The following is a 10771-nucleotide window of genomic DNA, read 5'->3' as shown; positions in this document are numbered from 1 at the left end:
GGAATGTGAATTTCGGTTTAACTTTGGAACACCCAAAATGCAGCTAAAAACATTGCGAAAATGGTGTGAAATTTAGGGCTAATCTACGTCAGCCCCTAAATTTTTATACAAAAGAAGAAAAAATTTTTAAAGATAGCTTTATAGATGAATTACCTAAAGGTTCTGTATCATGTGGGGAAATTAGTATTGATTATAGGGTTTATATGATATTTTGTTAAATATTAAATCAACACATTATTAAAACATAGCCTTGTTGATAATAATGACGAGATCGTATTTAGAAAAAGTATCCGTTAAAGCGTATGAATAGCACAAAAGTGCGGTCAAAATTTTGCAAGTTTTATGTGAAAATCGTCTTTAATGGAAATGCTAATGGGCTAATGAAATGATGGGTTGGATTTATTGGCAAGATAATGGTGCGTATAGACTACGCACCATTTTTTATGGGTTATTATTATGTGCTGTTATTGGGTATTGCAATTATGCATCTGCACGCACACGCGGGAATAAAATATTATTTTCTAAATGGGTGTGCTGAATGAGATCTTCAATAAATGCGCCCACGCCAATATAAAGCGTGCGCCATGTCGAACAAGCGTCATCAGGTGCGGTAACATTGTTGGTGATCGATTTCAATGTTTCTAGTTGATCGCCCATTTGATCGTGTTCCATTTCCATCACGCGAATTGGCATGCAAGCCATCGCATAGTTGCCCGCACGAATCATTGGGAACAAAATTTGTTCTTCTTTCATCATGTGTTGGCTTAATTCATCAAAAATAGCTTGCAATTCTACACTCAAGCCAGCAGGGCAATCTTTGCGATCTGCGTGCACGCGTTCTACGGTTTCAGCTAGTTGAATTAATTCTGGTAATTGGGCGCGGTGTCCGTCATGAAAACGGCTCACTAAGTAGGCAGTGAAATCATCGTAGCTGGCTTGAGTCCAATCCTTTTCTTCAGGTTCTGCGGTTTGTTGTAGTTGGGCTAAACGCGCTTCTAATTCTGCGAGATCTACCTCTTTTTTAGCTGCCGCTGTTGCTAATTCGACAGAACCGCCGCAGCAGAAATCTAAATCATATTCACGAAAAAGTTTAGTTGCGCCAGGTACGGCGACGGCAATTTCACCAATTTTTTGATTTGCAAATGACATAATAAATCCTTATGGTTTAAGTCGGTTTTAATTCTGAGTTAAATAGTATGGTATTTTGTGAAAAATGCAAGGGGAAAAATAAAAAAGCCACATAAAATCTGTGGCAATTTACGGTATTAACGCTTGTGTTATACGTCATAAGTTCCCATTACAACCGCTTGATCTAAAATATGCCCTTGCAATGCAAAATGCAGATCGTTGAAACGGAAGCCTTTGGCTAAATCAAGTTTACAATCTAATGCATAAACAATCAGTTCATAACGGTGTAAACAATTTGGCGGCGCCATGCCACCGTAAGCACTGGCTTCTTCAATATTGAAATTCCCAAGCGCACTCGCCCAACTGTTTGCGCCTTGCACAAAATCCACCGCCGTTTGGCTTTCATTTTCAGTCACCGCGGTGCGTTCAAGATTTGCAATCAGCCAGTGAATCCAAACAAAACCGCTAGCGGTGATCGTATCTTTATCTTCTAGCACCACCGCAAAAGATTTTGTCCCTGCTGGGGCATTATGGATTTCAAAAGGAATGGAATAGGTTGGCATACCATTTGGGCTGAATTGGCTCCCACGTTTTCCATATTTATCTTCAAATACGCCATTCACAATGGCAGAAGTCGTTACTTTCATTGTTCCTCCTTATTTATTGAGTGGGATTATCATATCGTAAATTAATGTAAATTTTGCTAGACTACGTCAAATTTACATCAAAAATTACGTCAGAATTTTTGCAATTTTAAGGAAAAAATTATGCATTGCCCATTTTGTTCCACTGAAGAAACCAAAGTGATTGATAGTCGTTTAGTTTCGGAAGGTTATCAAGTACGCCGTCGCCGTGAATGCACAAACTGTCGCGAGCGGTTTACCACATTTGAAACCGCAGAATTAATCACCCCTAAAATTATAAAAACCGATGGTTTGCGTGAACCTTTTAATGAAGATAAATTACGCCGCAGTATTCAACATGCGGTGGGAAAACGCCCTGTGAGTGAAGATGATGTTGAAAAATCTGTTGGGCACATCATTCATCAATTGCAAGCCACGGGCGAGCGAGAAGTGCCGAGCAAATTAGTTGGTAATTTGGTCATGGATGAATTGAAAAAATTGGATAAAGTAGCTTACATTCGCTTTGCTTCTGTTTATTTAAGTTTTGAAAATATCAATGAATTTTCAAAAGAAATTGAAAAATTAAAGGAATAATGATGACATTTACCCCGCAAGATCATGAATTTATGCAAATCGCGATAGATTTAGCACAGCGTGGGCGTTTCACCACAACGCCAAATCCCGCGGTGGGCTGTGTGCTTGTGAAAGACGGCGAAATTGTGGGCAAAGGGTTTCATTTTAAAGCAGGCGAGCCCCATGCCGAAGTAATGGCGATGCGTGATGCAGGGGAAAAAGCAAAAGGCGCCACCGCTTATGTCACACTTGAGCCTTGCTCACATTATGGGCGAACACCGCCTTGTGCTTTAGGGCTAATTCAAGTGGGCGTGAAAAAAGTGATTGCCGCAATGCCCGATCCTAATCCGCAAGTGGCAGGGCGCGGACTCAAAATGTTGGCGGATGCGGACATTGAAAGTGCGGTGGGATTATTGGCAGAAAAAGCTGAAATGCTGAATCAAGGGTTTCTCAAACGAATGCGCACGGGCAAACCTTTTGTTCAATTAAAATTAGCGATGAGCCTTGATGGTAGAACGGCAATGGCAAATGGCGAAAGCCAATGGATTACAGGGGAAGCTGCGCGTGCCGATGTGCAAGTGGGGCGTGCGGCGGCCTCGGCAATTTTATCTACGGGCGTGACTGTTGAGATGGATAATCCCAGCTTAAATGTGCGTTGGGCACAGTTGCCAGCGGATATTCAGCAAGAATATACGCAGCACGCCGTGCGTCAGCCTGTTCGTGTGATTTTAGATTTTCATCACCGTGTGCAGCCACATCATCAATTATTCCAAACTCATTCGCCAGTTTGGCTTGTAGGCAATCAAGAACGTGATTTAAGCCCGTTTCCCGATTTTTGTGAGCAAATTGTGTTAAAAACAGCGGAAAATTTCACCGCACTTTCTGCCTTAATGTCAGAACTTGGCGCTCGTGGAATTAATTCGTTATGGGTGGAAGCAGGAGCGAATTTAGCGGGCGCGTTAATTGAAGAAAATTTAGTGGATGAGTTGATCTTATACATTGCGCCGAAATTGCTAGGCGACCAAGCCCGCGGTTTATGCCAATTGCCACATTTGACGCAATTAAAAGATGCGCCATTATGGGGGCTCAAAAGTGCGGTCAAAATTGGCGATGATTTAAAAACAACCTATATAAGGAAGACGAATGGTTAAGAAATTATTACACGCCGCCTTGATTGGTTTAGTTTGTGCGGCATTGATCCTTTTTGTGCTACCGCGTTTTACAGGTGGGCAGCCGTTGCAATTAACGAATGAAGTATTTTCCTTTAAAAATGCCGTTCGCTTAGCTTCGCCAGCGGTGGTGAATGTGTATAACCAATCTTTCACCAGTGAAAATAATTTAGATGCAGGCGAAGTCACAACCAACGAATTGGGCTCTGGCGTGATTATGTCGGCTGATGGCTTGGTGGTGACTAATAAACATGTGATCCAGCTTGCCGATCAGGTGATCATTTTGCTGCAAGATGGCCGCGCTTATGAAGCCACATTAGTGGGCGTTGATAGTTTGACTGATCTTGCGGTGTTGCGTATTCACGGAGAAAACCTGCCCACCATTCCACAAAATCCCGATCGTTTAGTTCATGTGGGCGATGTGGCGTTAGCCATTGGCAATCCTTACAACTTGGGGCAAAGTGTATCGCAAGGGATCATCAGTGGTACAGGGCGCAACGCCATCGGTGAAACTGTCGGGCGGCAAAATTTTATTCAAACCGATGCATCGATTAATCGCGGCAATTCAGGGGGCGCGTTAATTAATTCTCTAGGGGAATTGATCGGCATTAATACATTGACTATCGGTAAGAATGAAATGGAAACCGCAGAGGGCTTAGGTTTTGCGATTCCGATCACGGTGGTTAATGATGTAATGCACCGCATTTTGCGTGATGGACGTGTGATTCGCGGCTATTTAGGGGTGAGCACCAATATTTTATATAGCAATGGTCAAGAGCGTGATTATGGTATGGGCATTGAAATTGATGCGGTTAAACCTGGTGGCCCTGCGCAGAAAGCTGGGCTAAGGGAAAATGATGTCATTTTAAAATATGCAGGGCAAGAGATTAAATCCCCATCGCAATTAATGGATCTGATCAGCAATACTCGTCCAAATACCAAAGTGCCGTTGTTAGTGCTGCGTCATAATCAAGAAATAACGATTCCTGTGGTTATTGAAGAATATCCAGAGAGCTAATTCCAAGGCTCGATAAACGAAAAGACCGCACAAAAGTGCGGTCATTTTTTTCAAATTTTTGTATTAAAGTACTTTTACAATACTTTCACATAAATAACGAATATTATCTTCGGTAATACCCGCCACGTTGATACGACCAGAGCGAACAGCGTAAATCGCAAATTCGTCTTTTAAGCGATCAACTTGTTCTGCGGTTAAGCCACTGAAAGAGAACATACCATTTTGTTCAGTAATAAAATTGAAATTCTGCTGTGCGCCGAATTCTTTCAATAATTCCACAAATTTACCACGCATTTGTTTGATACGATTGCGCATTTCTGTGAGTTCCGCATCCCATTCAGCACGCAATTTAGCGTCAGACAATACAGTTGCCACTGTTGCTGCACCGTGTGAAGCCGGGTTTGAATAAATGGTACGAATGATAGTTTTCACTTGAGTTAAAGCCACAGCTGCCACTTCGGCATTTTCCGCAACTAAGGTAAAGGCACCGACACGCTCGTTATATAAACCGAAGTTTTTAGAATATGAGCTTGAAACTAATAATTCTTTATGACATTTCGCAAATGTGCGTAATCCAACCGCATCTTCATCTAAACCATTGCCTAAACCTTGGTAAGCGAAGTCGAATAGTGGCAACCAACCGTTTTTCACGGATAAATCAGCCAAGGCTTGCCATTGCTCTGGGGTTGGATCGATCCCTGTTGGGTTATGGCAGCAGCCGTGTAATAAAACCACATCGCCTTCACTGGCATTGCTTAAATCTGCGATTAAATTATCCCAGTCTAAAGCTTTCTTTTCGGCGTCATACCAACGATAATCGCGAATAGTCATACCCACAGCATTAAAAATCGCATTGTGGTTTGGCCATGTTGGCGCAGAAATCCACACATTTTGTGCTTTTGTTTGGCGTTTGATAAATTCAGCCGCAATGCGCAATGCGCCAGTTCCGCCTAAACTTTGCACGGTTTTAGCGCGTTTTTGAGCGATGATTTCAGAATCGGCACCAAATAATAATTCTTGTGTTAGTGCATTAAATTCTTGTACGCCATCAATGCCCAAATAGTTTTTCGTACTTTCTTGAGCAAGTAAACGCGATTCCGCTTCTTTTACTGCTTTCATAATTGGCGTGTTGCCCTGTGCATCTTTATATACACCGATACCTAGGTTTACTTTTGGGCTACGAGTTTCTGCTTTAAATGCTTCACCTAAACCTAAAATAGGATCCGCTGGCGCGGCTTTAATATTCTCAAACATACTTTGATCCTTTACATGTTGTGTTAAATTGAATAGTTCTTTTATACTGATTTCAGAGTTTTATTGCAATAGTATTTGAATAAAAAAGCGATTTATTAAATATTCATTAATAAATCGCGTATTAAATTAGATTATTTCAATTTTTCAATCGCCCAATCTAAACCCGATTGATAATCATCAGGTAATTGATGACGAAGTTTGTTCAGCTGTGCAATCAGCACTTTTTTATCCATATGCGTCAAATTAATATGCCCCACTTTGCGACCTGCACGCACTTCTTTGCCATACCAATGCACTTGGCTAAATGGCATATTGAGCCATTGCGGATTATGTTCCGTGCCGATGAGATTCACCATCACGCTCGGCGCAAAAACTTGTAATTCTGGCGTTGGCAAATCAAGTAAAGCGCGCAAATGTAGTTCAAATTGGCTGATTGAGCAACCAAGTTGAGTCCAGTGTCCACTATTATGCACCCGTGGCGCTAATTCATTAATCAATAATTTACCATCCACCACAAAACATTCCATCGCCATTACGCCCACATAATCTAAGTGCGACATCACTTTGCCGAGCATTGTCTCTGCCTGTTGCTGCAAATGCGCGTTAGAATCATCGGCAACACTATAACGCAAGATCCCATTTTGCTGCAGATTATGGGTAACGGGATAGAAGCGAGTGGTGCCATCACGAAAACGTGCGCCCACGATGGAAACTTCGCCGTCAAAGGGAATAAATTTTTCTGCGATGACTTCCCCAAAGAGTTCATCGGTGATCACGTTTTGATTTTCTGTGCTAACAATCCATTGTCCACGGCCGTCATAGCCCCCAGTACGGCGTTTAACGACCACTTTATCGCCAATTTCATTAAAAATTTTCTCAAAATCGACCGCACTTTTTACTAAACACCAAGGCGATGTAGGCAAATTGAGTTCATCTAAAAGGGATTTTTGAGTGAAACGATCGGCGGTTTTGCTGAATACATTTTTATTGACGAATAATTCGTGGTTGCCGAGCATTGTGGTTAATGGCGTTTCTGCCCAGCGTTCAATTTCCGCTGTAATGAGCGCATTTTGGGGCAAATCAAAAACAGGCGCATCAAAAGCCAATGGTTCAACTTGAATATCGAGTGGCGCACCAGCATAGCGTAACATTCGCCCAAGTTGACCATTGCCTAACACATAAATAGTGGGATATAGAGCACTTTTTTGCATACATTAATCTCTTGGATCTGGATTATCTAATACAAGGTTGGTTTGTTTTTCACGGAATGTTTTTAGACGCGCAATCAATTCATCATCCCATGCGGCGAGAATTTGTGCTGCCAACAAACCTGCATTTGCCGCGCCCGCAGGACCAATCGCAAGGGTGCCTACAGGAATGCCTTTTGGCATTTGGACGATAGAGTATAGGCTATCTACACCACTGAGCATTGAACTTTTGACAGGCACGCCCAACACTGGCACGAGCGTTTTGGCGGCGATCATACCGGGCAAATGTGCTGCACCGCCTGCGCCAGCGATAATCACTTTATAGCCGCTCGTTTCAGCATTTTCGGCAAAACGGAATAATTTGTCAGGGGTGCGATGTGCAGAGACGATTTCTACGTGATATGCCACTTGTAATTCATCTAAAATTAGCGTGGCTTCTTGCATTGTTGCCCAATCACTTTTAGAGCCCATTACAATGGCGACTTTAGGGGATAAATTTGACATTGTCGTTCCTGTATCAAGATGAAAATCGGCGTAAGAATAACATATTAGGCAAACGATTGCGATAAAAACTGCTGATGACAAAAAAGTGCGCTGAGAATTTCATCAGTTTTAAATAGACGCTGAAAAATACAGTGCTTTTTGTTATAGTAAGCCCGTTTTATTTGTTAGGAGCTTGAAAGAGAAAACGATGAAATTTATTTGGAATGTATTGAAATGGTGTTGGAAAGGATTCAATTTTATTCGTGATCTTGTCATGAATATTTTCTTTCTTGTTTTTATGCTATTTGTTATCAGCGTATTTAGCCTGCTTCATAGCCATAAAAGCACCGAAACCCTAGAACAGCCGAGTGCATTGTTGCTTAATTTGAATGGCTATTTGGCGGATAATCGTGATGAGAATATGAAATGGCAAACCCTGTTGCAAGAAATCAATGGGCAACCTGCGCCAACGCAAATTTCCACCTTTGATGTGGTGTATGCCATTAATCACGCGGCTGAAGATGAAAAAATCAAAGGGCTGGTGCTCGATCTCAATTATTTTGAAGGGGCAGATTTGCCAGCATTGGATTATTTGGGTTCTACGATCAACCGCTTTAAACAGTCTGGCAAACCCGTGATTGCTTATGCGGATAATTATAGCCAAGCGCAATATTATTTAGCGAGCTTTGCCGATCAGATTTATCTTAATCCTGTCGGCGATGTAGGAATTCAAGGATTTTCTGCACAGCATTTATATTTCAAATCGATGATGGATAAATTAGAAGTCACGCCGCATGTTTTCCGTGTGGGAACCTATAAATCCGCCGTGGAGCCGTTCTTGCGTGATGATATGTCGCCTGATGCGAAACAAAATACGACACGCTGGTTAAACCAAATGTGGAATAATTATAAACAAGGTATTGCACAAAATCGCCACATTCCAGAAACGACCGTCTTGCCTGCTACAGAACAATATCTCACAGAACTCAAAGCCTTGGGCGGCAATAGCACAAAATATGTGATGCAACGCCAGTTGGTGACTGCGCTTGCGACCCCGTCAGAATTATCTGAAAAATTGACCGCACTTTTTGGGCAATCAGATGATGACGACTTCCAACACATTGATTTCGATAGCTATTTAGCGACATTGCCTGATCGCTTAGATGGCATAAAATATCCCCATAATATTGCGGTGATCAATGTGGAAGGCACGATTATCGATGGAGAGTCTTATGAAGAAAACGTTGGCGGCGATAGTATTGTCGCGCTGTTACGCAAAGCGCAATCAGATGATCGCATTAATGGCGTGATTTTACGCGTAAATAGCCCAGGCGGCAGTGCCTTTGCCTCAGAGAAAATTCGCCAAGAAACGGAACAGCTGCAAAAATTGGGCAAACCTGTTGTGGTTTCAATGGGGAGTATGGCGGCGTCTGGGGGATATTGGATTTCTAGCACTGCGGATTATATTGTCGCCGATAAAAACACCATTACTGGGTCTATCGGTATTTTTTCGATGTTGCCAACCTTTGAGAAAACCCTTAAAAAAGCAGGTATTTCCACCGATGGTGTGAGTACATCGCCTTTTGCCAATGTGAATAGTTTACAAACATTGCCTAAAGCCGTCAGCGAGCGATTCCAAGCTGAAATTGAACACGGTTATGATGCGTTTTTAGAGGTGGTAAGCCGTGGGCGTAAGCTTTCCAAAATCGAAGTTGATAAAGTTGCGCAAGGGCAAGTGTGGCTCGGTCAAGAAGCCTTGCAACATAAATTAGTGGACGAGCTTGGCAATATGCGAGTGGCGGTGGAAAAAGCAAAAGCCTTGGCGCAAGCCAAATTGGCAACTGATACGCCGACCGATTTTGATGTGGTTTGGCTCACGGAAGAAGCAACAGGCATTAATGCCTTACTCAATAGTTTTAAACAAGAAAGCAAAGCGTTGTTGCGTAGTTCTGTCAGCGAAATGTTGGGATTGCCGAAAGACACACAACAAATACAAAAAGAGCTCGGACTGTTAACTAAATTTAACGATCCTAAAGGACAATATTTGTATTGTTTAAATTGTGCGAATATCAAATAAACCGAGTGACCGCCTAAAGTGCGGTCATTTTTTTATAAATTTTAAAAAGAGTAGTTGCAATTTTAAAATTTATCATGTAGCTTAATCGTTACATTTAATGTATTAAAAAAATTACAACCTAAGGAAGGCAAAATGAAGAAAGATAGTATCCATAACGTCCATATCGTTTCGGAAAAAGTACTCATCACACCCGCAGAATTAAAAACAAAATTACCACTGCCCGCCGAATTGCGTACACAAATCGAAACGCATCGTAGTGAAATTTCTGACATTATCCATAAAAAAGACAACCGTTTATTGGTGGTGATCGGGCCTTGTTCCATTCACGATCCCCTTGCAGCATTGGATTATGCTAAACGTTTGAAAGCCTTGTCAGAAGAATTAAAAGATCAAATTTATGTGGTTATGCGTGTTTATTTTGAAAAACCGCGCACCACGGTGGGCTGGAAAGGTTTAATCAACGATCCCAAAATTGACGGCACTTTTGATGTTGAACATGGCTTGCATATTGCTCGCCAATTGTTATTAGAATTAGTGGAAATGGGCTTGCCGCTAGCCACTGAGGCTTTAGATCCAATGACACCACAATATTTAGCGGATTTATTCAGTTGGTCTGCCATTGGCGCACGCACGACAGAATCGCAAACACACCGTGAGCTTGCTTCGGGTTTATCTATGGCGGTGGGCTTCAAAAATGGTACAGACGGCAGCCTTGGCACCGCAATTAATGGTATGAAAGCGGCGTCAATGGGGCATAGCTTTATTGGCATTAACCAAAAAGGGCAAGTGAATTTATTACACACCGAGGGCAACCCCGATGGACATGTGATTTTACGCGGGGGAAAAGCGCCAAATTATACGGCTGAGTTCGTACAAAAATGTGAAGAAGAATTAGCCAAAGCAGGATTAGAAACCGCCATTATGATTGATTGCAGCCACGGCAATTCCAATAAAGATTATCGCCGCCAACCTATTGTTGCGGAAGATGCCACTCAACAAATTGTCAATGGCTCAAAATCGATCATTGGCTTAATGATTGAGAGCAATATTAATGAAGGCAACCAATCAGCAGAACAGCCTGTGAGTGAAATGAAATACGGCGTCTCAATTACCGATGCCTGTATTGGTTGGGAAACCACAGAGAATTTGCTACGCAAAATTGCAGCGGATCTGAAAAATCGCTAAAATATCGCAAATTTTGACCGCACTTAAGGACGTCCAAAGGCGTCCTTTCATGT

10 protein-coding genes and 1 pseudogene are annotated in these 10771 nt (G+C 42.1%); 6 read left to right on the top strand and 5 right to left on the bottom strand.

The features are described from left to right. Window positions 1-76: pseudogene (locus C8D76_RS06715) on the top strand (IS1595 family transposase); the annotation flags it as partial. Between the two features lie 404 nt (window positions 77-480). Here the strand turns inward: C8D76_RS06715 and ytfE are convergent. Both ytfE and C8D76_RS06705 read right to left on the bottom strand, forming a co-directional pair. Continuing rightward, window positions 481-1149, bottom strand: coding sequence for an iron-sulfur cluster repair protein YtfE (gene ytfE, locus C8D76_RS06710; RefSeq protein WP_116632018.1), 669 nt, complete (start codon window positions 1147-1149; stop codon window positions 481-483). Between the two features lie 128 nt (window positions 1150-1277). Further along, the gene (locus C8D76_RS06705; protein WP_116632017.1) at window positions 1278-1775 is read right to left on the bottom strand and encodes a YbhB/YbcL family Raf kinase inhibitor-like protein; all 498 of its coding nucleotides are present in this window, start codon (window positions 1773-1775) and stop codon (window positions 1278-1280) included. A gap of 120 nt (window positions 1776-1895) precedes the next feature. Here C8D76_RS06705 and nrdR point away from each other — a divergent pair, with 120 nt between their 5' ends. Genes nrdR through degS form a run of 3 tightly spaced genes read left to right on the top strand, consistent with a single transcriptional unit; the run spans window position 1896 to window position 4511 of the window. After that, window positions 1896-2345, top strand: a complete 450-nt coding sequence (nrdR, locus tag C8D76_RS06700; RefSeq protein WP_116632016.1) for a transcriptional regulator NrdR — start codon at window positions 1896-1898, stop codon at window positions 2343-2345. Between the two features lie 2 nt (window positions 2346-2347). Beyond that, window positions 2348-3475, top strand: a complete 1128-nt coding sequence (gene ribD, locus C8D76_RS06695; RefSeq protein ID WP_116632015.1) for a bifunctional diaminohydroxyphosphoribosylaminopyrimidine deaminase/5-amino-6-(5-phosphoribosylamino)uracil reductase RibD — start codon at window positions 2348-2350, stop codon at window positions 3473-3475. Next, a complete protein-coding gene (gene degS / locus C8D76_RS06690) occupies window positions 3468-4511 on the top strand; it encodes an outer membrane-stress sensor serine endopeptidase DegS (protein ID WP_116632014.1) in 1044 nt (347 codons plus the stop codon). Before ribD ends, degS begins: the two co-directional genes overlap by 8 nt. Window positions 4512-4574: 63 nt before the next feature. Here the strand turns inward: degS and C8D76_RS06685 are convergent, their stop codons facing one another. The 3 genes from C8D76_RS06685 to purE all read right to left on the bottom strand — a co-directional run bounded on the left by C8D76_RS06685 (window position 4575) and on the right by purE (window position 7477). Further along, window positions 4575-5765 (bottom strand): amino acid aminotransferase, encoded by a 1191-nt coding sequence (locus C8D76_RS06685; RefSeq protein ID WP_116632013.1) that lies wholly within the window; start codon window positions 5763-5765, stop codon window positions 4575-4577. A gap of 131 nt (window positions 5766-5896) precedes the next feature. Further along, entirely contained in the window at window positions 5897-6976 is a 1080-nt protein-coding gene (gene purK, locus C8D76_RS06680) for a 5-(carboxyamino)imidazole ribonucleotide synthase (protein WP_116632012.1), read from the bottom strand. Between the two features lie 3 nt (window positions 6977-6979). Next, on the bottom strand, window positions 6980-7477 hold the full coding sequence (gene purE / locus C8D76_RS06675; RefSeq protein ID WP_116632011.1) for a 5-(carboxyamino)imidazole ribonucleotide mutase: 498 nt from the start codon (window positions 7475-7477) through the stop codon (window positions 6980-6982). A gap of 196 nt (window positions 7478-7673) precedes the next feature. Here purE and sppA point away from each other — a divergent pair, with 196 nt between their 5' ends. Both sppA and C8D76_RS06665 read left to right on the top strand, forming a co-directional pair. Beyond that, window positions 7674-9533: a signal peptide peptidase SppA gene (gene sppA / locus C8D76_RS06670; protein WP_116632024.1), complete on the top strand. Its 1860-nt coding sequence runs from the start codon at window positions 7674-7676 to the stop codon at window positions 9531-9533. Window positions 9534-9665: 132 nt separating this feature from the next. Further along, window positions 9666-10718 carry a 3-deoxy-7-phosphoheptulonate synthase gene (locus C8D76_RS06665; protein WP_116632010.1) on the top strand — a complete coding sequence of 351 codons (1053 nt, stop codon included), beginning with the start codon at window positions 9666-9668 and terminating at the stop codon, window positions 10716-10718. Window positions 10719-10771 lie beyond the last annotated feature (53 nt).

Source organism: Alitibacter langaaensis DSM 22999, from assembly GCF_003096995.1.
Taxonomy (GTDB): domain Bacteria; phylum Pseudomonadota; class Gammaproteobacteria; order Enterobacterales; family Pasteurellaceae; genus Exercitatus; species Exercitatus langaaensis.
Note: the sequence above shows the minus strand (reverse complement) of the source record. Positions and strands in the feature narration are given on the sequence as shown.

What these genes read in the sequence shown, in the direction of transcription:
- ytfE (WP_116632018.1), bottom strand. Translation starts at nt 1,149, where the DNA reads ATGTCATTTGCAAATCAAAAAATTGGTGAAATTGCCGTCGCCGTACCT.
- C8D76_RS06705 (WP_116632017.1), bottom strand. Translation starts at nt 1,775, where the DNA reads ATGAAAGTAACGACTTCTGCCATTGTGAATGGCGTATTTGAAGATAAA.
- nrdR (WP_116632016.1), top strand. Translation starts at nt 1,896, where the DNA reads ATGCATTGCCCATTTTGTTCCACTGAAGAAACCAAAGTGATTGATAGT.
- ribD (WP_116632015.1), top strand. Translation starts at nt 2,348, where the DNA reads ATGACATTTACCCCGCAAGATCATGAATTTATGCAAATCGCGATAGAT.
- degS (WP_116632014.1), top strand. Translation starts at nt 3,468, where the DNA reads ATGGTTAAGAAATTATTACACGCCGCCTTGATTGGTTTAGTTTGTGCG.
- C8D76_RS06685 (WP_116632013.1), bottom strand. Translation starts at nt 5,765, where the DNA reads ATGTTTGAGAATATTAAAGCCGCGCCAGCGGATCCTATTTTAGGTTTA.
- purK (WP_116632012.1), bottom strand. Translation starts at nt 6,976, where the DNA reads ATGCAAAAAAGTGCTCTATATCCCACTATTTATGTGTTAGGCAATGGT.
- purE (WP_116632011.1), bottom strand. Translation starts at nt 7,477, where the DNA reads ATGTCAAATTTATCCCCTAAAGTCGCCATTGTAATGGGCTCTAAAAGT.
- C8D76_RS06665 (WP_116632010.1), top strand. Translation starts at nt 9,666, where the DNA reads ATGAAGAAAGATAGTATCCATAACGTCCATATCGTTTCGGAAAAAGTA.